Source organism: Vibrio rotiferianus, from assembly GCF_002214395.1.
GTDB classification, from domain to species: Bacteria; Pseudomonadota; Gammaproteobacteria; order Enterobacterales; family Vibrionaceae; genus Vibrio; species Vibrio rotiferianus.
In genome coordinates this window covers 2,246,411-2,270,453 of record NZ_CP018312.1, presented here as the reverse complement: position 1 = coordinate 2,270,453, position 24,043 = coordinate 2,246,411, and the positions used below count along the sequence as shown (strand labels likewise).

General features: G+C 44.5%; 21 protein-coding genes. 9 read left to right on the top strand and 12 right to left on the bottom strand.

Annotated elements, in window-relative coordinates:
* Positions 1–128: 128 nt before the first annotated feature.
* Together adk and hemH are read left to right on the top strand one after the other, a co-directional pair.
* Positions 129–773 (top strand): adenylate kinase, encoded by a 645-nt coding sequence (gene adk, locus BSZ04_RS19535; RefSeq protein WP_005425498.1) that lies wholly within the window; start codon positions 129–131, stop codon positions 771–773.
* A gap of 140 nt (positions 774–913) precedes the next feature.
* A complete protein-coding gene (gene hemH / locus BSZ04_RS19530) occupies positions 914–1,879 on the top strand; it encodes a ferrochelatase (protein ID WP_088881189.1) in 966 nt (321 codons plus the stop codon).
* A 92-nt stretch (positions 1,880–1,971) separates the two neighbouring features.
* On the opposite strand, the gene BSZ04_RS19525 is transcribed toward hemH, so the two are convergent.
* On the bottom strand, positions 1,972–3,360 hold the full coding sequence (locus tag BSZ04_RS19525) for a peptide MFS transporter (RefSeq protein ID WP_010446785.1): 1,389 nt from the start codon (positions 3,358–3,360) through the stop codon (positions 1,972–1,974).
* 331 nt (positions 3,361–3,691) lie between these two features.
* Between BSZ04_RS19525 and rfaH the strand changes: the two genes are divergently transcribed.
* Positions 3,692–4,186, top strand: a complete 495-nt coding sequence (gene rfaH / locus BSZ04_RS19520; RefSeq protein ID WP_010446786.1) for a transcription/translation regulatory transformer protein RfaH — start codon at positions 3,692–3,694, stop codon at positions 4,184–4,186.
* Positions 4,187–4,529: 343 nt separating this feature from the next.
* On the opposite strand, the gene asnB is transcribed toward rfaH, so the two are convergent.
* The 4 genes from asnB to nagA all read right to left on the bottom strand — a co-directional run bounded on the left by asnB (position 4,530) and on the right by nagA (position 10,448).
* Positions 4,530–6,194, bottom strand: coding sequence for an asparagine synthase B (gene asnB, locus BSZ04_RS19515; RefSeq protein ID WP_010446787.1), 1,665 nt, complete (start codon positions 6,192–6,194; stop codon positions 4,530–4,532).
* A 229-nt stretch (positions 6,195–6,423) separates the two neighbouring features.
* Positions 6,424–8,013: a cation:proton antiporter family protein gene (locus tag BSZ04_RS19510; protein WP_010446788.1), complete on the bottom strand. Its 1,590-nt coding sequence runs from the start codon at positions 8,011–8,013 to the stop codon at positions 6,424–6,426.
* A gap of 81 nt (positions 8,014–8,094) precedes the next feature.
* Entirely contained in the window at positions 8,095–9,309 is a 1,215-nt protein-coding gene (nagC, locus tag BSZ04_RS19505; protein ID WP_010446789.1) for a DNA-binding transcriptional regulator NagC, read from the bottom strand.
* 2 nt (positions 9,310–9,311) lie between these two features.
* Complete coding sequence (gene nagA / locus BSZ04_RS19500; RefSeq protein WP_088881188.1) at positions 9,312–10,448, bottom strand: N-acetylglucosamine-6-phosphate deacetylase; 1,137 nt, start codon at positions 10,446–10,448, stop codon at positions 9,312–9,314.
* 490 nt (positions 10,449–10,938) lie between these two features.
* On the opposite strand from nagA, the gene nagE reads away from it, so the two are divergent.
* Together nagE and glnS are read left to right on the top strand one after the other, a co-directional pair.
* A complete protein-coding gene (gene nagE, locus BSZ04_RS19490) occupies positions 10,939–12,513 on the top strand; it encodes an N-acetylglucosamine-specific PTS transporter subunit IIBC (protein ID WP_010446793.1) in 1,575 nt (524 codons plus the stop codon).
* 236 nt (positions 12,514–12,749) lie between these two features.
* Positions 12,750–14,420, top strand: a complete 1,671-nt coding sequence (gene glnS, locus BSZ04_RS19485; RefSeq protein WP_038885293.1) for a glutamine--tRNA ligase — start codon at positions 12,750–12,752, stop codon at positions 14,418–14,420.
* Between the two features lie 62 nt (positions 14,421–14,482).
* Here glnS and BSZ04_RS19480 read toward each other — a convergent pair whose 3' ends face one another.
* Positions 14,483–15,064 carry a type II secretion system protein gene (locus BSZ04_RS19480; RefSeq protein ID WP_045390440.1) on the bottom strand — a complete coding sequence of 194 codons (582 nt, stop codon included), beginning with the start codon at positions 15,062–15,064 and terminating at the stop codon, positions 14,483–14,485.
* Positions 15,065–15,139: 75 nt separating this feature from the next.
* Positions 15,140–15,589 (bottom strand): ferric iron uptake transcriptional regulator FcrX, encoded by a 450-nt coding sequence (gene fcrX / locus BSZ04_RS19475; RefSeq protein WP_010446797.1) that lies wholly within the window; start codon positions 15,587–15,589, stop codon positions 15,140–15,142.
* A gap of 199 nt (positions 15,590–15,788) precedes the next feature.
* Here fcrX and BSZ04_RS19470 point away from each other — a divergent pair, with 199 nt between their 5' ends.
* Positions 15,789–16,292 (top strand): DUF4442 domain-containing protein, encoded by a 504-nt coding sequence (locus BSZ04_RS19470; RefSeq protein ID WP_088881638.1) that lies wholly within the window; start codon positions 15,789–15,791, stop codon positions 16,290–16,292.
* Between the two features lie 54 nt (positions 16,293–16,346).
* Here the strand turns inward: BSZ04_RS19470 and fldA are convergent, their stop codons facing one another.
* The 3 genes from fldA to BSZ04_RS19455 all read right to left on the bottom strand — a co-directional run bounded on the left by fldA (position 16,347) and on the right by BSZ04_RS19455 (position 18,031).
* Entirely contained in the window at positions 16,347–16,880 is a 534-nt protein-coding gene (gene fldA / locus BSZ04_RS19465) for a flavodoxin FldA (RefSeq protein WP_038885291.1), read from the bottom strand.
* Between the two features lie 49 nt (positions 16,881–16,929).
* On the bottom strand, positions 16,930–17,151 hold the full coding sequence (locus BSZ04_RS19460) for a DUF2788 domain-containing protein (RefSeq protein WP_010446802.1): 222 nt from the start codon (positions 17,149–17,151) through the stop codon (positions 16,930–16,932).
* Between the two features lie 112 nt (positions 17,152–17,263).
* Positions 17,264–18,031 (bottom strand): alpha/beta fold hydrolase, encoded by a 768-nt coding sequence (locus tag BSZ04_RS19455; protein WP_010446805.1) that lies wholly within the window; start codon positions 18,029–18,031, stop codon positions 17,264–17,266.
* A 92-nt stretch (positions 18,032–18,123) separates the two neighbouring features.
* Here BSZ04_RS19455 and seqA point away from each other — a divergent pair, with 92 nt between their 5' ends.
* Together seqA and pgm are read left to right on the top strand one after the other, a co-directional pair.
* Entirely contained in the window at positions 18,124–18,666 is a 543-nt protein-coding gene (gene seqA, locus BSZ04_RS19450; protein WP_010446807.1) for a replication initiation negative regulator SeqA, read from the top strand.
* A 93-nt stretch (positions 18,667–18,759) separates the two neighbouring features.
* Positions 18,760–20,406, top strand: coding sequence for a phosphoglucomutase (alpha-D-glucose-1,6-bisphosphate-dependent) (gene pgm / locus BSZ04_RS19445; protein WP_088881187.1), 1,647 nt, complete (start codon positions 18,760–18,762; stop codon positions 20,404–20,406).
* Positions 20,407–20,687: 281 nt separating this feature from the next.
* Here the strand turns inward: pgm and BSZ04_RS19440 are convergent, their stop codons facing one another.
* Positions 20,688–21,440: a DUF1853 family protein gene (locus tag BSZ04_RS19440; protein ID WP_088881186.1), complete on the bottom strand. Its 753-nt coding sequence runs from the start codon at positions 21,438–21,440 to the stop codon at positions 20,688–20,690.
* Between the two features lie 132 nt (positions 21,441–21,572).
* On the opposite strand from BSZ04_RS19440, the gene BSZ04_RS19435 reads away from it, so the two are divergent.
* Complete coding sequence (locus BSZ04_RS19435; protein ID WP_088881185.1) at positions 21,573–22,331, top strand: Nif3-like dinuclear metal center hexameric protein; 759 nt, start codon at positions 21,573–21,575, stop codon at positions 22,329–22,331.
* A gap of 228 nt (positions 22,332–22,559) precedes the next feature.
* Here BSZ04_RS19435 and BSZ04_RS19430 read toward each other — a convergent pair whose 3' ends face one another.
* A complete protein-coding gene (locus BSZ04_RS19430; protein WP_010446823.1) occupies positions 22,560–23,849 on the bottom strand; it encodes a citrate synthase in 1,290 nt (429 codons plus the stop codon).
* Between the last annotated feature and the right edge of the window lie 194 nt (positions 23,850–24,043).

Genomic DNA, 24,043 nt, shown 5'->3' with positions numbered 1-24,043 from the left:
GCGTGTATTTTGGCTCGCCTAAACGTTATACCGAAACTTATCGTTGCCAGTGCTTCGCAGGATTGATTCCTGGAAGCCCAGCTATTGTGAGCTTCGGTATAAATCTTAAATATTAAAGAGGATAAATCATGCGCATCATTCTTCTAGGTGCTCCAGGTGCAGGTAAAGGCACACAAGCAAACTTCATCATGGATAAATACGGTATTCCACAAATCTCTACTGGTGATATGCTTCGTGCTGCTATCAAAGCAGGTACAGAGCTTGGTAAACAAGCTAAAGCTGTTATCGACGCTGGTCAGCTAGTTTCTGATGAAATCATCCTTGGTCTAATCAAAGAGCGTATTGCTCAAGACGATTGCGAAAAAGGTTTCCTACTAGATGGTTTCCCTCGCACTATCCCTCAAGCTGACGGCCTAAAAGAAATGGGCGTTGACGTAGACTACGTTATTGAATTTGACGTAGCGGATGACGTGATCGTTGAGCGTATGGCGGGCCGTCGTGCTCACCTTCCTTCAGGTCGTACTTACCATGTTGTTTACAACCCACCAAAAGTGGAAGGTAAAGACGACGTAACGGGTGAAGACCTAGTTGTTCGTGATGACGACAAAGAAGAAACAGTACGTGCACGTCTAGGTGTTTACCACGAGCAAACAGCGCCACTTATCAACTACTACGGTAAAGAAGCTGAAGCTGGTAACACTAAGTACCTTAAATTCGATGGTACTAAGCAAGTTGCAGAAGTAAGCGCAGATATTGAGAAAGCACTAGCATAATTTGCTAACGGCAAAATTTAATATTTTGATATATTTAAAAGCGACCTTTGGGTCGCTTTTTTATTTTTGCCTGTGAGTACGATGAACCATCTGGTTCGTTCCACCGTACAAAGCAAGCCGATCACCATGAATAGGATGTTATGAAAAACAACAATAATAAACAGGGCGTGTTATTGGTTAACTTGGGTACGCCTGATGAGCCAACTGCACCAGCTGTAAAACGCTTTTTAAGTCAGTTTCTTCATGATCATCGTGTCGTTGATATGACGCGTTGGCTTTGGTGTCCAATTCTTCACGGTGTCATCTTGCCAATTCGCTCACCGAAAGTTGCCAAGCTGTACCAGTCAGTCTGGATGGAAGAGGGCTCGCCTTTAATGGTGTACTCAAAACGACAAGCTCAGAAGTTAGCTGTTGCCCTCGATATGCCAGTTGAGTTAGGTATGACTTACGGCAACCCAAGCTTACAATCAGGCTTTGAAGCGCTGCAGGCTCAGGGGGTAGAGGAAGTGATTGTATTGCCTCTTTACCCGCAATACTCAGGTACAACGACGGCCGCCGTCTCTGACGGTATGACGAAGGCGTTCCAAAAAATGCCTGTAATGCCAGAGTTTAGCTTTATTCGTGATTACCACAACCATCCCCAATACATCGCTGCATTGGCGCAATCGGTGCGTGACCATTGGGCAGAGCATGGCCAAGGTGATTACTTGCTGTGTTCTTACCATGGTATTCCTAAACGATACGCAGATAATGGTGATATTTACCCTAAGCATTGCGAAGAGACGACACGTTTGCTTGGTGAAGCGCTAGGCTTGAATAAAGAGCAGATCGGCATGACGTATCAGTCTCGCTTCGGTCGCGAAGAGTGGCTACAGCCATACACGGATAAGACCTTAGAAGTGCTACCTGGCCAAGGTAAGAAGAAGCTGAACATTATAACCCCAGCTTTCTCGGCGGACTGTTTAGAAACGCTTGAAGAGATCTCTGAAGAGTGTCGTGAAATCTATCTAGAGGCTGGTGGCGAGAGCTTTAGCTATATCCCTTGTTTGAACGACAACGATGATCACATCGAAATGATGACTGAGCTTGTTCGTTCTAAGCTGTAAAGCTTAATCCAAATCTATCACCAACGTCGTTTGAGTGTCAGAAAACAAAAAGGGTCGCGATTGCGACCCTTTGTTTTTATTTGCACTTTATATTAAGCAACTTGAGTTTGTTGCTCTTCAATTTGTTCTGCTGTGCTGTGCGTGTTTTCAGCACCGTGCATCCAACGAACTAGCGTGTTAGAGAACAACAGTAGAATCACGCCTGAAATTGTTGCAGTAACTGCGATGCCGCTGAAGATAGCTAGCGCACCCAGTTCGCCCACGTGAGAGCCCACGTAACCTGCAACGTAGTTTGCAATCGCGTTACAACCAAACCATGCACCCATCATAAGCGAAGCAAGGCGTAGCGGAGCTAGTTTCGTTACTAGAGATAGACCGATAGGAGATAGACACAGTTCACCAAGGGTATGGAAGAAGAATGCGCCCACTAGCCATAGCATTGATGTTTTAACAGCAGTGTCACCGCCTTGTTCCATAACTGCACCAACCATGCATAGGAAGCCAAGAGCTAGGAAGAACATAGCTAAGGCAAATTTCATTGGTGAGTTTGGTTCACGTTTGCCTAGTTTTACCCAAAGTACTGCTAATACAGGAGCAAGGGTGATAATGAAGAATGGGTTTAGTGATTGGAACCACGCTGCTGGAACTTCAAAGCCACCGATCATGCGATCCGTGTATTGCTGCGTGTAGATGTTCATTAGACCACCAGCTTGCTCAAAGCCAGCCCAGAAAACGATAGTAAACAAACTCATCACTAGGATAACTTTGATTCGATCCACTTCTTCTTTCGTTAGTGGCTCTTTTTTCTCTGAATTCTTGTTTGCTAGATCGCGTTTTGCTGCTGGTTCACGGCCGATATCACCAAGCCAAGACTGAGCGAATGTCATTTGCATAACAAGGCTAACAAGCATACCAATACCAGCGGCAACAAAACCTGCTTTCCAACCAAATTCGTTAGTTACTGAGCCTGATACAACGCCAGCAAGCAATGCACCGATGTTGATACCCATGTAGAAAATAGTGAAAGCACCATCACGACGGTTATCACCTTCTTGATATAGGTCACCTACCATCGTTGAGATGTTTGGCTTAAACAGGCCGTTACCAGCAATAAGAAGTCCAAGACCTAGGTAGAAAGTGTGAAGAGAACCAAGACCTAGAGCATCTGCAGGCATCGCTAGCGTGAATTGACCAACAGCCATTAACGCACCACCAATCAGGATTGAGCGGCGTTGACCTAAGTAGTTATCCGCAAGGTAGCCACCGATAAGAGGAGTGATGTAGACAAGTCCAGTATAGATGCCGTAAAGATCTAGAGCATCTTTAGTCGACCAGCCAAGACCACCGTTCATGGTTGTGTCAGTCAGGTAAAGTACTAGAATGGCGCGCATTGCGTAGTAAGAAAAGCGTTCCCATAGTTCAGTTCCGAACAATAAGAACAAGCCACGTGGGTGACCAAAGTATTGATGTTGGTTTGACATAAGCTCTTCTAATAGTAGTTATTACATTTTTTAACGAAATCTACGTATACATTGCAATTTGTGCGATGACAAATAATAAAATTTCATGTTTCGATAGTAATCCTTTGTTAAGTTGCTGTTTTTGAGTGTAAATCCAGTGTTTTTGTCGGTGCAATGTTTGTATTACAAACTTACTTTTCAGTTTTGGTTATAGACTTTTGCGGTGTTGGGTTGTTTTAAGTTATTGATTTCGTGGATGTGTTTTGGTGTTACGTATATGATTTTGATCGGGAATGACTCGTTTTCTTGATAATGCTACGATAATTAAAAAAGCAGTAGGCGAATATAAAAAATGAAACGTTGGTATTTGATTTATTGTAAGCGTGGTGAGCAGGCTAGAGCGAAGCTGCACTTAGAGAACCAATCGGTAGAGTGTTTCTATCCGACGGTAGAAGTCGAAAAGATTTTACGAGGGAAAAGGCAGGTCGTTAATGAGCCTCTTTTCCCTTCTTATGTTTTTGCTAAGTTTGACTATGAGCAAGGACCAACATTTACGGCAGTTCGTTCAACTCGAGGTGTCATTGACTTTGTTCGCTTTGGCTCACAACCCACAGAAGTGGATGGAGCATTGATTTCTGAACTAAGGGAATCGGAACATCAAATCGAACAAGTAACAGCCAGTTGCTTGCCAAAGCAAGGAGACATGATTCGTATTAAGAGTGGTCAGTTTGCTGGTATAGAAGCGATCTTCCAAGAAAAAGATGGCGAGAAGCGTTCAATGATGCTGGTGAAAATGATTACGCAAAGCGTACCTGTCAGTATTGAGAATAAAGATCTCGACTTGTGATGCTAGGGTCTGTTGATCTTTTGCGGTTAAATTTTGTTCGGATGGGGACGCCTAGTCAGAATCGTTTTAGGCGCGGCAAGAAGTATAAAACGATTCTAACCGAACCCTTCGGGCAGCCTTTGTGGTTCATTTCTACAGCGTTATCGGCTTCTCATGTAGGCTAGTTACACTTCAAAGCCTCTGCCTTGTAGAAATTTCCCACAAAGTGCTGCAAAAATCAGCTCAAAAGATCAGCAGGCCCTAGTAAATAGAAAAAGAGGTGCGAAAGCACCTCTTTTTGATCGTGTTTGTCTTACCTGTATTCAAGGCTGGGGGAGCCAGCCCTAATAAAAGCTCAATAAGATTAGTATGCGTCGTTGTGAACGGTCTGTACTGCACGACCCGATGGGTCGACACAGTTTTGGAATGACTCATCCCACTCGATCGCTTTAGCCGAAGAACACGCTACTGACGGACCACCAGGAACACACTCTGCAGCAGATGGCAGTGGGAACAACTCTTCGAAGATCTCGCGGTACACATAACCTTCTTTCGTCGTTGGTGTGTTGTAAGGGAAGCGGAATTGCGCCGTTTCCATTTGTTGATCCGTTACTTTCTGTTCTGCAACTTCTTTGAGCGTATCGATCCAGCTGTAGCCTACACCATCAGAGAACTGTTCTTTTTGACGCCATGCGATCGACTCTGGAAGGTAGTGCTCAAAACATTCGCGAAGAATGTGTTTTTCCATCTTGCCGTTGCCACACATCTTGTCTGCTGGGTTCAAGCGCATTGCTACGTCAATAAACTCTTTGTCTAGGAAAGGTACACGGCCTTCTACGCCCCATGCTGCTAGTGATTTGTTAGCACGTGCACAGTCAAACATGTTCAGAGCAAGCAACTTACGTACTGTCTCTTCGTGGAATTCCTTCGCGTTTGGCGCTTTGTGGAAATATAGGTAACCACCGAAGATTTCATCTGCGCCTTCACCTGACAGTACCATCTTGATGCCCATTGCTTTGATCTTGCGACCCATTAGGAACATTGGTGTTGAAGCGCGAATCGTTGTTACGTCGTAGGTTTCAATGTGGTAAATCACATCACGAATCGCATCTAAACCTTCTTGAATGGTGTATGTCATCTCGTGGTGAACCGTACCAATCTGGTCTGCAACTTCACGAGCGGCTTTCAAGTCTGGTGCACCTTCCAGGCCCACTGCGAATGAGTGCAGTTGTGGCCACCATGCTTCAGATTTCTCATCGTCTTCAATACGCATCGCTGCAAATCGTTTTGCAACTGCTGATGTGATAGAAGAATCCAGACCACCAGAAAGAAGTACACCGTATGGCACGTCTGTCATGAGCTGGCGCTTTACTGCTGCTTCTAGCGCTTCAGTTAGCTCTTCTTTGCTTGTGCTGTTGCCTTGTACGGCTGCATATTCGTTCCAGTCGCGGGTGTAGTAACGTTGAGGCTCCGCATCTGCACTGCTGTAGTGACAACCGGGAGGGAACTCACTCACGGTTTTACATACGGGTACTAGTGCTTTCATTTCTGATGCAACGTAGTAGTTGCCGTGCTCATCGTAACCCTGGTAAAGCGGAATGATACCGATGTGGTCACGACCTACTAAATACTCGTCTTTTTCTTCATCGTAAAGTACGAATGCAAAAATGCCGTTTAGTTCTTCAAGAAGGTCAGCGCCCATGTCTTGGTATAGCGCTAGGATCACTTCACAGTCTGAATCGGTTTGGAATTCGTACTTGCCTTCGTAGCGAGCACGAATCTCTTTGTGGTTGTAGATTTCACCGTTTACAGCAAGGATGAGTTTTTTATCAGGGCTGTATAGCGGTTGGGCACCACTATTTAGACCAACGATCGCCAGACGTTCATGCGCTAGGATTGCGCGCTCTGATGAGTAAATACCAGACCAGTCTGGACCACGGTGACGAAGCTTTTTCGACATCTCAAGTGCGATAGGGCGCAATGCCGCTGCATCGCTCTTAATGTCTAAAATGCCAAATACTGAACACATACAACATCCTTTTTAAACTAAACAATTTTTAATCGGTATGGATTCAATTTGCCATTCTGAGTAAAAAAAGCAACGTTTTGTGATTAAAAAAATGATAAAAAGGCTTGTTGGTTAGATTGTATTTAAAAATTATCTATTTTTAATGAATGAGATCAAGGTTTGGTTTAAGAAATATACAAAAAAGCCCTCTAATTGAAAGAGGGCTCGGTAAAAATATCCACCTCGATGCTTATTTCATCGGCGTAAATTGAGGTTGAAGTTGATCGCAAACATGACGTGCAAAACCACTACCAGCTTCGCTATAGATGTTGAATGCGGCATCGACGCCGGTCTCTAGCAAGCCTTCAAGTTGATCTGGGTATTCGGCAATCGCTGCAATTTGCCCTTTATAGTTTCGACTTTGTAGCTGCTCTAGCGCAGTTTGGTTACCTTGGTGATGCGGCATCGCCAATAGAACCAGTTTGACGTTTGCTGTATCTAAAATACGCTCCCAGAAATCTGGGTCAGTCGCATCGCCAGAGATGACATTGCGGCCTTCAGAGCGATGCTTGTGAGCGGCGTCTTCACGAACTTCGACGCCGAGCGAAATCTTACCGTAGCGAGCGCGTAATTCGTCGTAAGCACCAGTGCCAATTCGACCCATACCAAGGATTAAGACTTGGGCATGGCCGGGATTGATGAGTTGGTCGCGTTGGTTCAGTTTTTCTGCTGCAGTTTCTTGCAACCATTTGCCAGAATGTTGGTAAATCTGGTGGCCAAGTCTGTTCAGCGGGGCTGAAATGATGAATGAAATAGACACCGCAACAGCAATTGCTGCCAGCATGTCGCTAGGCATCCACCCCATCTTGTAGGCCAAGCCACCAACAATCAAACCAAATTCACTGTAGTTGAAAAGTGATAACGATGTCAGCAATGAAGTACGCACACGGAACTTAAAGTGGTTGATGGTCAGGAAGTAGAGCAAGCCCTTGATTGGCAGCAGCAGAATAAATAGCAGTGCTAAGCCAACACCTGTAAAGCTCAATGACGCAGATAAACCGATGTTAAGGAAGAAACAGACTAAAAAGAGCTCTTTCATATTAAAGAGCGATTTTGATAGCTCAGACGCTTTACGGTGTCCAGCCAGCAGCATACCTAAGATCAAAGCCCCTAAATCTGGTTTCATACCGACCAGTTCAAATAAGCCTGCACCAACCACTAGCGCGAAAAAGATGCCGAACAGAACCAGCATTTCACCGTGACCTACTTTATCGAGCAGTTTGTAGAACAATGGACGAAGGAGCGGTAATGCAAATAAACCTATGGCGTACCACTCTGGAATCTTGCCTGTAGAAGCCGTAAGGAAGACCACAGCAAAAATATCCTGCATAACCAAGATACCAATGGCTAGTGTGCCGTAGGTGGCGTTCATCTCACCTTTCTCTTGCAGCGTTTTAACTGCAAATACGGTACTAGAGAAAGAGAGCGCAAAGGCAAGTAATAGGATCTGACTATGATCCATGCTAGCTAGGGAAGATAAACCTAGCAGTTTAAGGCCAATGAGAACCAGCGCGAAGAAAAGAGTCGAGAGAATATTGTGCGCTGTAGCACCGCCCCAAATTTCTTTAGAAAGCAGCGTTTTTACATCCAGCTTTAAACCAATGGTGAAAAGCAGCAATGTCACACCAAGATCTGCGAGAGTGACAATGACGTCATTACTTTGGTAGCCAAACGCATGAAGGCCAAAACCTGCAAGTAGGAAGCCGACCAAAGGGGGGAGGTTACATTTTAGAGCGATGAAGCCGGCGAGAAACGCCGTTGTAATTAGAATAATTTCCATACTGTTGAGCTATATTCCTGATATACAAAAACGGGCTGTGAAACCACAGCCCGAGATTGTAACTCAATTGGTTGTATAAACTTAGTCTTCTAGCAACTTTTGTAACAAAACACCGTTCAACATAGCGCGCTTGATCATCGCAAAGGCACCCATTGTCGGTTGTTTATCAATAAGAGATGCGACAATAGGCAGCTCATTGTGGAATGTTTTAAGTGACTGGTTTTCAACATTGCGCTGGATCGCAGGGAAAACAATTTCTTCTGCTTCAGTAATATCGCCGGCAATGACTATTTTCTGTGGGTTAAACAAGTTAACAGTAATCGCAATGGCTTTTCCTAACTGGTTGCCCACACGAACTAAGCTTTGCTTCGCTAATTCGTCACCGTTTATTGCATGCGTGCATACATCTTCAATGGTGATGTGCTCAAGCTGGGTAAGGCTAGATTCGTAACCTTGTGCAATCAGCTTTTTCACTCGTTGAACGATAGCGGGGTTTGCGGCTACGGTTTCTAAACAACCGAAGTTGCCACATTGGCATTGTTCGCCAAGCGGGTCGATTTGAATGTGACCAATTTCACCTACGTTGCGGTTAAAGCCGAGGAATACTTGGCCATTCACAATGATACCAGCACCGGTACCACGGTGAACACTGACAAGGATTGAGTCTTGGCAATCTTGGCTCGCACCAAAGTAGTGTTCAGCCAGTGCCATACCACGCACGTCGTTACCAACAAAACATGCGGTATTGAACTTTTCACGAATGATCTCACCCAAGGCTAGGTTATCAATATCTGTGTTTGGCATGTACTCAACTACGCCGGTGGTAGGGTTTACCAAGCCAGGAAGCGTAATGCCAATAGCTATTAATTGATCGATCTTATCGTGGCAGCGATCCACAAATTCTTTTAACAAATCGACCAAACCTGCAATGAGGTCTGCTTGATTGGTGTAGTGAAGTTCGTGTTGGTCTTCTGCTAGTGCGGTGCCACCGAGGTCATACAGACAAAACTGAACATAGTCTCGCCCTAATCGAACAGCGATGGAGTGAAAAGGTTTTACTTCAGTGGTCAGCGAGATAGCTCGTCGACCGCCAGTAGAAGCTTGTTGCGCGACTTCTTTGATTAAGCCGCGCTCTAAAAGTTGGCGGGTTATTTTGGTAACACTCGCTGGAGCGAGCTGACTAACATCCGCGACCTGAATACGGGAGATTGGACCTTGTTGGTCAATCAGCCTATATACCGCAGCGCTGTTAAGCTGTTTTACTAAATCTACATTACCAATCTGTCCGCCATTCATGCTTAATTTTGCTCGTATTGTCCGTTAACAACCGTCGCTTTTACATTGAAGTCACGATCGAAAACGGTCAGGTTAGCTACCATTCCTTTTCGAATACGACCAAGACTGTCTTCAACACCGATTGCGGTTGCTGGATACAGCGTAGCCATTCGTAGAGCTTCGTCTAAAGCGATGCCTGCGTGCTCAACTGTATTCTGAACTGCTTCAATCATAGTCAGAGCTGAGCCGCCTAGTGTGCCATTTTCATCAACACACTTACCATCTCGGTAATATACTTTCTTACCGACAAAAATAAAGTGATCAATGTTAGCACCTGCTGGAGCTGTGGCATCCGTCACCAAAACAAGCTTTTCACCTTTGATTTTATGAGCAATTCGAATGTTTGCGTAATCAACGTGGAAGCCGTCAGCAATGATACCTGCGTAAACTTCAGGAGTGTCGTAAATCGCACCAACTACACCTGGTTCACGACCAACCATTGGTGTCATTGCGTTAAATAGGTGGGTAGCGAAAGTGATACCTGCGTCGAAGCCTTGACGAGCTTCTGCATAAGTCGCGTTGGTGTGACCAATAGAAACCACGATACCAGCCGCTTTCAAACGAGAGATGTGCTCTGGGTTATTTTGCTCTGGTGCTAGCGTTACTTTTGCGATGATGTCAGCATTCGCACAAATCAGGTCAATCATACCGTCGTCAGAAGGGCGGATGAAGTCAACGCTGTGAATACCTTTTTTCGCTACGTTTAGGTACGGACCTTCAAGATGCAAACCTAGCGATTGGTTTTGGTATTTATTGTGGTACTCGCGAGCCGCAGCAATCGAAGCACGCATGTCTTCGTCTGAAGAAGTGATAAGAGTAGGTAAGAAGCTTGTACAACCAGACTTAAGGTTAGCTTCATGCATAATCTGCATTGTTTCTGGAGTGATTTCATCATTCAACATCACGCCGCCGCAGCCGTTTAGCTGAAGGTCAATAAAACCCGGGCTTAGGTTGGCACCTTCTAGGTTTCTAATTTCCATACCTTCTGGCAGTTCAGTAACTGGCACTACTGATTGAATCTTGTCGTTGTCGATGATGACCGCATGATCGGTAAGAACATCACTACCGGTATAGATTTTACAGTTACTTAGCGCATACATAGTCAGCTAATCCTTATACGTGAGAATTTAAATTCTTCCTCGTTATCTAATAGCGATGAATGCGAACCTAATCGGTAACTTACTTTGTGTTACTGAATTAGATAACGAGTTAAATACAGCAAGTCGCGTTTTATCGATGTCATTATCAGAGTAACCAACTGAAAAACATAAAAGTAATTGGTTTTTATGATTGTTTTTCAGAGCGAAGTTACTATGAATCATCTATTGAGATACCAAAATAACACTGATTCTGTCTTGCATAAAGTGCGAGAATCTTATCTTTAAAACGCCATTTTTTCGTATAATAAAATAAGTTTTATGATCTCGCTAGCAAAAACCTTTTGGAAAGGCAAAATCTGGTGATTATGATCACAAACAATGAGCTTTTAATTTGCGGAGCAAAATTAATGTCATAAACTGAGAACGACTAAATTGAACGACTGAAATAAGTCTTTCGGCAAAACATAAAATCCTATAGGGGGAACTTAAGGTGAATATTCTTGGATATGCGCAAAAGTTAGGTAAAGCTCTTATGCTTCCTATCGCAACGCTTCCAGTTGCGGCGCTTTTACTACGCTTAGGTCAAGGTGACCTATTAGACATTCCATTTATGGCTCAAGCTGGTGGCGCGATCTTCGGTCAGCTTCCACTTCTATTTGGTCTAGGTATTGCGATTGGTCTTTCTAAAGACGGTCAAGGTGCTGCAGGTCTAGCTGGTGCAGTTGCTTACTTCGTAATTACAGCAACAGCGACCACAATCAACGCTGACGTTAACATGTCATTCTTCGGCGGTATCATCGCTGGTATTATCGCTGGTCACTCTTACAACGCTTTCCATGCTACACGTCTTCCTGAGTGGTTGGCATTCTTCTCTGGCAAACGTCTAGTACCAATCATGGCGGGTCTATTCTCGCTAGTAGCTGGTGCTGTTGCTGGTGTTGTATGGCCAACAATCCAAGGCGGTCTTGACGCGCTAGCTCACGCAGTTTCTACTTCTGGTGCTATCGGTCAGTTCGTATACGGTACTCTTAACCGTGCACTTATCCCTGTAGGTCTACACCACGTACTAAACTCGTACTTCTGGTTCGGTATGGGTACGTGTCAAGAAGTTCTAGTTTCTGGCGCAACGGCTGCTGGTCAAGCACTTCCTGCTCTACAACAGCTTTGTGTTGACCCAGCTCTAGCTAAGACTCTTGTTGCTGGTCAAACTCACACATTCGAATTTGCTAACTCTGTAACTCCAGAAATCACTGCAACAGTTAAAGAAGTAACGGAAACTGTTAAATCTGGTGACCTACACCGTTTCTTCGGCGGCGATAAGAGCGCTGGTGTATTCATGAACGGTTTCTTCCCAGTAATGATGTTCGGTCTACCTGGTGCAGCTCTAGCTATGTACCTAGCAGCACCTGCTGAAAAACGTAGCCAAGTTGGTGGTGCACTATTCTCAGTAGCATTCTGTTCATTCCTAACAGGTATCACCGAGCCACTAGAGTTCATGTTCGTATTCCTAGCTCCAGCTCTATACGCAATGCACGCAGTATTTACTGGTCTATCTCTAGTAGTTGCTAACATGTTTGGTACACTGCACGGCTTCGGCTTCTCTGCAGGTCTTATCGACTTCGTATTGAACTACGGCCTAGCAACTAAACCTCTACTATTGTTCGCAATCGGTCTAGGCTTCGGTGCTCTATACTTCTTCACATTTAGCTTCGCAATCCGCGCATTCAACCTGAAATCTCCAGGTCGTGAAGACGATGACGAAGATACATCTGCTGCTCCAGCTGGTGATGCGAAGAAAGGTGACCTAGCTCGTCAATACCTGAAAGCGCTAGGTGGTCATGACAACCTAACTTCAATCGACGCATGTATCACTCGTCTACGTCTTACTCTTAAAGACCGCTCAGTAGCAGACGAAGCTGTACTTAAGAAACTAGGTGCGAAAGGTGTCGTTAAGCTAGGCGAAAACAACCTTCAAGTTATCCTTGGTCCTCTTGCTGAAATCGTTGCTGGTGAAATGAAAGCAATCGGTGCAGGTGAAGACCTATCAGATGTAAAACTTCCTTAGTTACATCAAACTGACTCTCTATGATTGGGCCTCCTTCGGGAGGCCTTTTTTCGTTTTTAAGACGATGAACTGCTGAGCAATCAAGCTAACACGATAAATAATGGCTATTTAAAGCGAGATCTTGTTGTCTAATTACTAATAATTGTGGATCATTAGGAGCAATGCACTCTGTAAAACCATAGCGGTTAACAGAGTCTCGTTTTCTCTGACAATACTATTATTTTGAGGTGCTATAGATGAGTGAAGCTGATGCTCGTCCATCAAACTTTATTCGCCAGATCATTGATAAAGATCTAGCGGATGGTAAACACACTAGCGTGCATACTCGATTTCCGCCGGAACCAAATGGTTACCTGCACATCGGTCATGCTAAGTCTATCTGTTTGAACTTCGGTATTGCTCAGGACTACCAGGGTCAATGTAACCTACGTTTCGACGATACAAACCCTGAAAAAGAAGACATCGAATACGTTGAGTCTATCAAGAAAGATGTAAACTGGTTGGGCTTTGAGTGGGATGGTGAAGTATGTTACTCATCAAACTACTTCGACAAGCTTTACGAATATGCAATTGAATTGATTAATAAAGGCTTAGCGTACGTTGATGAGCTAAGTCCTGAGCAGATTCGTGAATACCGCGGTACGCTAACGGCTCCGGGTAAACCAAGCCCATACCGTGATCGTCCGGTAGAAGAAAACCTAGCGCTATTTGAAAAAATGCGTGCGGGTGAGTTCGAAGAAGGTAAAGCGTGTCTTCGTGCGAAGATCGACATGGGTTCTTCATTCATGGTTATGCGTGACCCAGTGATCTACCGTGTACGTTTCGCGACTCACCACCAGACTGGTGATAAGTGGTGCATTTACCCAATGTACGACTTCACACACTGTATCTCTGATGCGCTAGAAGGCATTACGCACTCTATCTGTACTCTAGAGTTCATGGATAACCGTCGTCTGTACGACTGGGTACTAGATAACATCACAATTGAATGTCGTCCTCACCAGTACGAGTTCAGCCGCCTCAACCTTGAATACACAGTGATGTCTAAGCGTAAGCTAAACCAACTAGTAACTGAGAAATTGGTTGACGGTTGGGATGACCCACGTATGCCAACCGTATCAGGTCTGCGTCGTCGTGGCTTCACATCTGCATCTATTCGTGAGTTCTGTAAGCGTATCGGCGTAACGAAGCAGGAGAACATGATTGAGTTCGGTTCACTAGAATCTTGTATTCGTGATGATCTAAACGAAAATGCACCACGTGCGATGGCCGTTCTAGATCCAGTTAAGATCGTTATCGAGAACTTTGAAGAAGGCGCGGTTGAAACTCTAACGGTAGCTAACCATCCAAACAAACCTGAAATGGGTGAGCGTGAAGTGCCATTCACTCGTGAAGTTTGGATCGAGCGCGAAGACTTCCGTGAAGAAGCAAACAAGAAGTACAAGCGTCTTGTTCTAGGTAAAGAAGTACGTCTACGTGGCGCATACGTGATCAAGGCTGAACGCATCGAGAAAGACGCGGAAGGCAACATCACAACAATCTTCTGTACTTACGATGCTGATACACTAGGTAAGAACCCAGCAGATGGCCGTAAAGTGAAAGGTGTAATTCACTGGGTTTCAGCGGACAAAGCTCTGCCTGCAGAAATTCGTCTGTACGATCGTTTGTTCACAGTACCAAACCCAGCTGCTGCGGATGACTTTGCTGCGACAATCAACCCAGAATCACTAGTGATTCTAAACGGTTTTGTTGAGCCAAGTTTAGCATCATCAGAAGCTGAAAAAGGTTACCAATTTGAGCGTATGGGTTACTTCTGTGCAGATTCGAAAGACTCTTCAGCAGATAACCTAGTATTCAACCGTACGGTTGGTTTACGTGATACTTGGGCGAAAATCGAGAACCAATAATCTCAATTTATCGCCAACAAAAATGCCAGCAATTGCTGGCATTTTTTGTTTGTAAGTTAGTGTTAGAGACGTCCTGGTTTTGTTGTGGAAGCGGTACCTTGTTTAGAGTCATACCAAATCACAAACTGAGCGCTGTCAGGATCATCATCATATCCCTTTACTGTATATATGTAATAACATACAGACCAGTGACCAGAGCTGTCTTTTACTCTTTTTGTAATGAAGTCGACAGCATCATGCTGGTTATTGGAGTTAGATAAACGATATTCAGTCCCCAATAACGCTTCCCATACGGCGATACAGCCTGGGTTGTTCTTGCCAATGTTAAAAGGACTACCAATCTTACCGTTACTGTTACCTTTGTTGGTTCCTAGCGGATAGCCAAATTCATTTACATCTAGGCTTCCACCACCATATCCTTGTAAATTGACCTGAGCTTCAGGTGTAGCACCATTGGCGAGCCACTGACTCTGGGTGAACTTTACCCCGGTTTGGAGGTTTGTGGCGATATCTTCGATTTTAGCTAGATATGCATCGTCTTGAATGTTGAGAAATCTTGGCGCTGCTACGACAGCAAGAATACCAAGCACAACGATCGCGATTACAAGCTCAAGCAGTGTAAAACCATTCTGCTGAGAATTCATGACTACCTCCAAAACAAAAAACGCCAGCTTTACGCTAGCGTTTTAACCATAAATTACATAAATATCAATTACTATTTATTTTGATGGTTTATGTGCGTCAGGGTTGTCTTTGCAAGAGCCATCACTGCACTTACCGTAAAGGTATAAGCTGTGGTTAGTCAGCTGTACGTTGTATTGAGCTGCAATCTCTTTCTGGCGTTGCTCGATAATGTCATCTGAGAATTCAATAACCTCACCACAATCAAGACACACTAGGTGGTCGTGATGGTGCTGAGTTGAAAGTTCGAATACCGACTTGCCGCCTTCAAAATGGTGGCGAGTTACGATACCCGCATCATCAAACTGGTTTAGAACTCGATAAACAGTCGCAAGACCAATTTCTTCACCTAAATCGATAAGCTTCTTGTACAAATCTTCAGCGCTGATGTGTTGGCAGTCTGGCTGTTGTAGTACTTCTAAAATTTTTAGCCTAGGAAGCGTTACTTTAAGACCCGCATCCTTTAGCGCCTGATTGTTGTCTGACATATACTTTCCCGTTGGATCATCTGCAGCGATTTAACAGAATTCAATATTCCTACCATTATAGGTTAAGCCGCGTCAACAATAAACCACGAACTTCAAAGGGTTAATAGATTATTTTTGTAAATTGGGAACGGGTCGATTATATTACAGATCAGACCAGTTACAATTGCGTAACATGGAAATGTTAGAGGCATGGAAGGCAATGAATAAGCGACTCGCCAAAATATATAAGCCGGGAATAGTGAAGTTTGCGCTCAATATTTGGCCTCCTTTTTGGGGGGCTGGAATTAAAATCTTACATATTTCCGAGGACTTTCGAACAGTTAAAGTCCGACTGAAGCTTCGGTGGTGGAACAAAAATGCAAATCGAACCCAATATGGTGGCAGTATCTTCTCTCTGACCGATCCTGTTTATTCTCTGATGCTAATGGGCATTCTGCGAGAGGAATACTATGTATGGGACAAAGAGGCGAGCATTAACTTTATTAAACCTGGTCAAAGTGATTTGTATGCAGATTTCGAAGTGAGCGATGGGATGTTAGATGAGATCTATCAGATGACGCGAAATGGAGAAAAGTGTTTTCCTGAATTTATCACTTATGTGAAAGACAAAGATGGTAACGTAGTGTCTGAAGTTAAACGTAAGCTATATGTACGTAAAAAGCCTCAGTATCGAGAAGACGAAATTGCGACAGAAGCACCATAATCATCAGAGACAAAAAGACCTCCCAATAGGAGGTCTTTCTTCATGAATGCTGTATTAGCCTTCAAGCTCAGCTAGGCACATCTCTTCGTAGATTTGCTTAACCCAGTTTTCAACGCGTTCGTCAGTCAATTCAGGTTGACGATCTTCATCAATACATAGACCTACGAATTGACTGTCATCGCCTTCAACAAGTGCTTTAGACGCTTCAAACTCATAACCATCAGTTGAAGTGTGGCCTAGGATAGTACCGCCTTTTGCTTCAACGATATCACGCACTGTGCCCATCGCGTCACAGAAATACTCTGCGTAATCTTCTTGGTCACCACAACCGAAGATAGCCACAAGCTTAGTTGAGAAGTCTACTTGCTCAAGCTCTGGGAAGAAGTCATCCCAATCACATTGTGCTTCACCGTAGTACCAAGTTGGGATACCTAGAAGTAGAAGATCAAAGTTATCAATGTCTTCTTTGCTGCTTTTTGCGATGTCTTGAACGTGAACTAGCTGTTTACCTAGCTGCTTTTGAATCATCTTTGCAACGGCTTCAGTATTACCTGTGTCGCTACCGAAGAAGATACCTACACTTGCCATAGAGTCTATACCTTTACATTGTATGTTACTGGCGATGGGGGAGCCGGACTTAACCTAATCCAGTACCTTCCCAGCTTAGCTGAATAATGCCTTTAGCGATAAAACCAGCACAGCCTAGGAAAAGGACTAACCATACGATACGACGACCAAAAACAGGTACATTGCCTTGCTTGAGTACATCTTTTATTGCCATCCCGATGAAAAAGAAGATAGCAGCAAAAAGCAGATCGAGTCCAATTGACTCGAGCATGTCCATATAGTCGTATAGCATTGTCGTCCTTCATGCCAAAAAATCTTGGGCGCACTATACCACTGTTAATCCGTAAAGTTAATGCACTATAAGAAGGGTTATTTCAATAATTAGGCGTAGTTTTTCGAATTTGTTAACTCGAAATATATTTCCTGATCACGCGCATCACTTCGGCCGGCTTCTCGGCATGTAACCAGTGCCCGGTATTGGCAATAATGTGTGCTTTGGCGTTATTAAACTGGCGCTGAACCGCAGGCTGGTGCTCAGGCATTAAGTAATCTGAATCACCACCTTTAACAAACAAAGTGGGAATGTTTGTAGGTGCGATTTCTTGCCAGCCAATGATGTCGTTATAGTTGTTGAACAAACTCGCAACGTTAAAGCGCCAATCCATTTTGTCGCCATTTTTATACAACGATTTCGACAGGAACTGTCTGACGCCATCGATCTCAATATGTTGAGCGAGAATATCCATTGTTTGCTGGCGATTAGCTGGTTGCTCTTTGATGACTGCTTGCAAGCCATTAAATACGTTGTCGTGACGGTTGGTTTGGTAAGCCACGGGCGCCATATCCAGCACGACAAGTCGTTTAACAAACTCAGGTGCTGCATCCACCAACTTCATAGCGACTTTTCCACCCATAGAGTGGCCGATGACAAGTGCAGGCTCAACCTTTAGATAGCGAAGTAAATCGGCCACATCTTGTGCTAGAACTTCATAATTGTGCGTGTCTGAATGGAAAGAAAGGCCATGATTTCGGAGATCGATACTGATCACCGAGTGATCCTGAACGAGATCGCGAGCCAGTAACCCTAGATTACTGAAACTTCCAAACAATCCATGAATCAAAACAACCGGTTGGCCTTGCCCTTCTTGCTTATAGTTGAGTAATGCTGACATTTTATCTTATTCGTGATGGGTTTAACGTGGAGTATCCGAGAGGATCTCGTTATAATCCCCCAGAGTTTAAACATTGAGAATGTGAAAAGCGAATGAAAACAATTGAGGTTGATGAGGATCTATACCGTTTTATTGCGAGCAAAACTCAGCATATCGGTGAAAGTGCCTCGGATATTTTACGACGCCTTTTGGACCTAGATGGTCAAAAACAGCAGCAAACAAGTGCTCCTGTATTAGAGCAGCCACAGGGAATTGTAGTAAGTAAAGATGCTGGTAAAGACGCGCAAATTGATACTGTGAAAGAAATGCGTTCGCTATTAATTTCGGATGAGTTCGCGTCACTTAAAAAAGCAATTGATCGTTTTATGTTGGTATTGTCAACATTACATAACCTGAACCCAGAAGGGTTTGCGCAAGCAACAAAGGTTAAAGGTCGCAAACGTGTATATTTTGCAGACAACGAAGAGACACTGTTAGCAAACGGTAATACAACCAAGCCTAAAGCTATTCCGGATACACCGTTTTGGGTGATTACCAATAACAATACCAGTCGTAAAAGACAGATGGTTGAGCAGGTAATGACACACATGGAGTTCCAACCTGACTTAATCGAAAAAGTAACAGGTTCAATCTAAAGAAACCTGATAGAAGCCTCATAATGTGTAGCGTTTAGCGGATATTATGAGGCTTTTTTAATTTTATTTGTATTTAAAGAAAGGATGTCAAACATGGCTATGCACCCTCGTGCTGGGCAAAAAGCGCAGCAGGAAGATCTTCACAATATCCCAGCACTCGTTGCTAACTACTTCTTACTTCAACCAGACGCAGCAAACGCAGAACACAAAGTTAAATTTGGTACTTCTGGTCACCGCGGTACTGCAGATAAGCACACTTTTAACGAAAACCACATTTTAGCCATCGCTCAAGCGGTAGCGGAAGTTCGTGCTGAGCAAGGTACAACAGGTCCACTGTTTGTAGGTAAAGACACGCATGCACTATCAGAGCCAGCATTTTCAAGTGTGATTGAAGTATTGATTGCAAATGGTGTGAAAGTGATTGTTCAACAAGACAACGGCTACACACCAACACCGGGTATTTCACATGCAATTCTGACTCACAACATCAAGCATGATGACAAAGCAGACGGTATCGTAATTACCCCATCGCATAACCCACCACAAGACGGCGGTATCAAATACAACCCGACGCACGGTGGCCCTGCAGAAGCGGAGCTGACTCAAGCGATCGAAGATCGTGCAAACGCGCTGATTGCTGAAGGTTTGCAAGGTGTTAAACGCCTACCACTGGCAGAAGCGAAAGCATCGGATCTGTTTGTAGAGATGGATTTGGTGAAGCCATACATCGATGATCTAGTGAATGTTATCGATATGGAAGCAATCCAAAAAGCAAACCTGAAGATTGGTGTAGATCCATTGGGTGGCAGTGGCATTGATTACTGGCGTCAAATTGGTCAGGCATACGACCTAGACCTAACGCTAGTAAGTGAAGCGATTGATCCTTCTTTCCAATTCATGTCTCTAGATAAAGACGGCGTTGTACGTATGGATTGTTCTTCTCCTTACGCAATGGCGGGTCTATTGGCGTTGAAAGATGAATACGACTTAGCCTTTGGTAACGACCCTGACTACGATCGCCACGGTATCGTTACGCCGAAAGGTCTGATGAACCCGAACCACTTCTTAGCGGTTTGTATCGACTACCTATACCGTCACCGTGACGCATGGGGTAAAGACGTAGCTGTTGGTAAAACGCTAGTTTCAAGTGCTCTGATTGACCGTGTTGTTGCGGATCTAGGTCGTGAGCTATGTGAAGTACCTGTTGGCTTCAAATGGTTCGTGGATGGCCTGTACACTGGTAAGTTCGGTTTCGGCGGGGAAGAAAGCGCTGGTGCATCTTTCCTTCGTAAAGATGGTACGCCTTGGTCAACAGACAAAGACGGCATCTTGCTATGTCTTCTAGCGGCAGAGATCACTGCGGTAACGGGTAAGAACCCTCAAGATTACTATGAAGAGCTAGCTGCGAAGCACGGTGAGTCTAAGTACAACCGTATTCAAGCTGTCGCAAATGGCCCACAAAAAGACGTATTGAAGAAGTTGTCACCAGAAATGGTTGCGGCTGAAACTCTAGCTGGTGATGCAATCACTGCTCGTCTGACGCACGCTCCAGGTAATGGTGCTGCGATTGGTGGTCTAAAAGTAACAACAGCGAATGGCTGGTTTGCTGCTCGTCCATCAGGCACAGAAGATATCTACAAGATTTACTGTGAGAGTTTTAAAGGTGAAGAGCACCTAAAACAAATCGAAGCAGAAGCACAGGAAATCGTTAATCAAGTGTTTGCAGCCGCTGGTCTGTAATACAAACGATTAAGGTTTTGAAAGGGTCGACAATGTGTCGGCCCTTTTTTTGTTTGTTGAGAGGGAACGCTGTGCTTCGAGAGGCGAGAAAAAGAAAGAAATCCCCAACTCGCTCGTTCTTTACTCTTGAGGATGATGAATTAGATATACTGACTTTGATAACGTCTTTCCCGAAAGCGACGAAGGAACGTAGTCGAGAATCTCTTACAGCTGTGAACATGGAGATTAGGACGTTGATATAACCTATCCACAGAAAACCAAAATAAAATCTTACCTCGTCTCTAGTTTGGCCAAGTATCTGGTACAACAAACCAAAATTCCCCGCTCTTAGTTTGAGCGTGAACAAACCTATCGGATGGCTTATTGATTGGCTTTAAGAACTCCTCATTGCCTATTGCCCAAAGCGGTTTAGAGAGGGCGTAAAGTGGCTCTTCGACTTGCTCCCATTGACTTTGGTAGCACCAGTAACCGGATATTTGATTTGGGTCCAATTCGTATCCTAAACAGCTTGTTGGGATAGGTTCTGCAGAAAAAGGGTTAACGTAAAGACGTCCCTGCATCAGGAGGTGCTCACTCGGGATATGGTCTAAAGGCAGTTGTTGATGGAACTCTGCTCTCTGGCTCATCTTTAGCTGGTGGGTGAGCATACGTTCGAGTTTCTTATGCAGTTGGTCGTGTGCATTCGGCCCATACCAAATGCCTTCATGCAGTAAGTAGAATTTAATGGCGACTTCCCAATGTTCGTGTTGGTTTGTTTCCTGATTTTCGAGGATCAAATCGACGGCGCCAATTGTGCGCCCAGTAGTGTCATTGAGTTGAATCTCTTCGGCAACCAACTCATATCGAGAGGAGCAAGTCAGCAACTTGGTACAAAGATGTTGGTATAGAAAGCCGAGTCGTGGGTTGCCATCGTAATCTTCATTGTCTGGTAGCGGCAATGCCGGAATATCTTCAACAGTGACAAAGGGCGTTTGAAGTTTAAAAAGTGGTGGGGTGTTAGCAATCCATTGATAGAAACGTTGTAGAGAATTCATCCATTATCCTTGTTGTCACGGGCAAAGCGTCTTTATTGTATCTAAATTTATTTGACTTGGGGATGCCACAACTGGCATCTCGATTGCGGTTCGAGATACACTTTGCTCAAGCCACAAGTATTGGAAGTAAAAATGAATAATTTACAGCTGGAAAAGCTCCTTAACGAGAAACTGTCGCCGCAACTGATCAAAGACTATGCACCTAATGGTATGCAAGTAGAAGGCAAATTAGAAATCAAACGCATCGTGACAGGTGTCACTGCTTCACAAGCTCTGATCGATAAAGCCATCGAGTTAGATGCTGATGCACTGCTTGTTCACCACGGCTACTTTTGGAAAGGCGAGCCAGAGCCAATTCGTGGTATGAAAGGAAAGCGTATCCGTAGCTTGATCAAAAATGATATCAACCTATATGGCTACCACTTACCGTTAGACATTCATCCTGAACTTGGTAACAACGCAGAACTTGCACGCTTGCTAGACATTGAAGTGGAAGGCGGCTTAGAAGGACATCCTCAATCGGTAGCGATGTTTGGTCGTTTGAAACAGGCAATGACAGGTGCCAACTTCGCTAACAAAATCAATCAAGTACTAAACCGTGAACCTTTGCATATTGACCCTGACAATGCAGACAAAATGATTGAGACAGTCGGCTGGTGTACTGGCGGTGGTCAGGATTTCATTGAGCTTGCTGCTCAGCATGGATTAGATGCATTTATTTCGGGTGAGATCTCGGAGCGCACCACTTACACGGCTCGTGAGTTAGACATTCATTATTTCTCAGCTGGCCACCATGCCACTGAACGTTACGGCATTAAAGCGTTGGGTGAGTGGTTAGCGCAGGAGCATGGCTTAGACGTCACGTTTATCGATATTGATAACCCAGTATAAAAGGGAAGGGCTTTGTCCTTTGCTACGAGAGACAGTTGCACTTCGGGAGCTGAAGGGAAGAACAGATCCCCAACTCGCTCGTCCCTCGCTCTTGAGGGTGATGAAGTACTCGGACCCCGCACGAGCGCTATCCCGCATCCATAGGGCTTCAGCTCGTTCCTGAGCTCCTTAAATAAAGAAAGGGTTGACGCTTTCACGCCAACCCTTATTTTTATTCGATTCTAACCGTTACTCACGCTCGTGCAATGGAGAGAACTCACGTTGAGTTTCACCAGTGTATAGCTGACGAGGACGACCGATTCGGTTTAGTGGGTCGCTGTGCATTTCGTTCCAGTGAGCGATCCAACCGATAGTACGAGAAATCGCGAAGATTACCGTAAACATCGATACAGGAATACCGATCGCTTTTAAGATGATGCCTGAGTAGAAGTCTACGTTCGGGTAAAGCTTCTTAGATACGAAGTATTCGTCAGAAAGTGCAATACGCTCAAGTTCCATTGCTACATCTAGTAGTGGATCTTTGATGTTCAGCTCTTTTAGCACTTCGTGACATGTTTCACGCATTACTGTTGCACGTGGGTCGTAGTTCTTGTAAACGCGGTGACCGAAGCCCATCAGACGGAATGGGTCATCTTTGTCTTTCGCACGCTCTACATACTCAGGAATGTTATCTACGCTGCCAATCTCTTCAAGCATCTTCAGACACGCTTCGTTTGCACCACCGTGTGCAGGACCCCATAGAGAAGCAATACCTGCGGCAATACACGCAAACGGGTTCGCGCCAGAAGAACCAGATAGACGAACCGTCGAGGTTGAAGCGTTTTGCTCGTGATCTGCGTGAAGTGTGAAGATTTTATCCATCGCACGCGCAACAACAGGGTTTACTTCGTATTCTTCACATGGGTTTGCGTACATCATGTGTAAGAAGTTTTCTGCGTAGTTTAGGTCGTTACGAGGGTAAATAAACGGCTGGCCGATTGAGTACTTGTAACACATCGCCGCCAATGTTGGCATTTTCGATAGCAGACGGTAAGCCGCAATTTCGCGGTGCTCGTCGTTGTTGATATCTAGTGAATCGTGGTAGAAGGCCGCTAGTGCACCAACTACGCCACACATTACTGCCATTGGGTGAGCGTCGCGACGGAAGCCATGGAAGAAGCTTGCGATTTGCTCGTGCACCATAGTATGGCGAGTAACAGTTGTTTTGAATTGCTCGTATTGCTCACGGGTAGGGGCTTCGCCATAAAGCAGGATGTAACATACTTCCAAGTAATCTGCGTTATTGGCTAATTGATCAATCGGGTAACCGCGGTGCAAAAGAATACCTTTGCCGCCATCGATGTATGTGATTGATGATTCACAAGATGCAGTGGCAAGAAAACCTGGGTCAAAAGTAAAGTAACCATTGGCTCCCAGTTTACGAACATCAATTACAGGTGTACCTAGCGTACCGTCCATAATTGGCAGTTCGATCGGCGCATGACCTTCAACATGAAGGGTAGCTTTCTTATCCGCCATAACAATCTCCTTTGTTTATTATTTAATCCGTCCAGGATGTTTATGTGCCATTTTTGTACTGTTGTTAAAGCTTAAAGTCAATTTTTCTCCATTTTTGTGTGCACTTGTTATGATTTTTCTCATGAAAATCGTTAAAAATCTGTTCTATGTAGCATAATTTGTTACATCAATTGTATTAGAATGTTGCTGGTCGT

Coding starts and splice junctions, on each gene's coding strand:
- adk (WP_005425498.1), top strand. CDS start 129: ATGCGCATCATTCTTCTAGGTGCTCCAGGTGCAGGTAAAGGCACACAA.
- hemH (WP_088881189.1), top strand. CDS start 914: ATGAAAAACAACAATAATAAACAGGGCGTGTTATTGGTTAACTTGGGT.
- BSZ04_RS19525 (WP_010446785.1), bottom strand. CDS start 3,360: ATGTCAAACCAACATCAATACTTTGGTCACCCACGTGGCTTGTTCTTA.
- rfaH (WP_010446786.1), top strand. CDS start 3,692: ATGAAACGTTGGTATTTGATTTATTGTAAGCGTGGTGAGCAGGCTAGA.
- asnB (WP_010446787.1), bottom strand. CDS start 6,194: ATGTGTTCAGTATTTGGCATTTTAGACATTAAGAGCGATGCAGCGGCA.
- BSZ04_RS19510 (WP_010446788.1), bottom strand. CDS start 8,013: ATGGAAATTATTCTAATTACAACGGCGTTTCTCGCCGGCTTCATCGCT.
- nagC (WP_010446789.1), bottom strand. CDS start 9,309: ATGAATGGCGGACAGATTGGTAATGTAGATTTAGTAAAACAGCTTAAC.
- nagA (WP_088881188.1), bottom strand. CDS start 10,448: ATGTATGCGCTAAGTAACTGTAAAATCTATACCGGTAGTGATGTTCTT.
- glnS (WP_038885293.1), top strand. CDS start 12,750: ATGAGTGAAGCTGATGCTCGTCCATCAAACTTTATTCGCCAGATCATT.
- BSZ04_RS19480 (WP_045390440.1), bottom strand. CDS start 15,064: ATGAATTCTCAGCAGAATGGTTTTACACTGCTTGAGCTTGTAATCGCG.
- fcrX (WP_010446797.1), bottom strand. CDS start 15,589: ATGTCAGACAACAATCAGGCGCTAAAGGATGCGGGTCTTAAAGTAACG.
- BSZ04_RS19470 (WP_088881638.1), top strand. CDS start 15,789: ATGAATAAGCGACTCGCCAAAATATATAAGCCGGGAATAGTGAAGTTT.
- fldA (WP_038885291.1), bottom strand. CDS start 16,880: ATGGCAAGTGTAGGTATCTTCTTCGGTAGCGACACAGGTAATACTGAA.
- BSZ04_RS19460 (WP_010446802.1), bottom strand. CDS start 17,151: ATGCTATACGACTATATGGACATGCTCGAGTCAATTGGACTCGATCTG.
- BSZ04_RS19455 (WP_010446805.1), bottom strand. CDS start 18,031: ATGTCAGCATTACTCAACTATAAGCAAGAAGGGCAAGGCCAACCGGTT.
- seqA (WP_010446807.1), top strand. CDS start 18,124: ATGAAAACAATTGAGGTTGATGAGGATCTATACCGTTTTATTGCGAGC.
- pgm (WP_088881187.1), top strand. CDS start 18,760: ATGGCTATGCACCCTCGTGCTGGGCAAAAAGCGCAGCAGGAAGATCTT.
- BSZ04_RS19440 (WP_088881186.1), bottom strand. CDS start 21,440: ATGAATTCTCTACAACGTTTCTATCAATGGATTGCTAACACCCCACCA.
- BSZ04_RS19435 (WP_088881185.1), top strand. CDS start 21,573: ATGAATAATTTACAGCTGGAAAAGCTCCTTAACGAGAAACTGTCGCCG.
- BSZ04_RS19430 (WP_010446823.1), bottom strand. CDS start 23,849: ATGGCGGATAAGAAAGCTACCCTTCATGTTGAAGGTCATGCGCCGATC.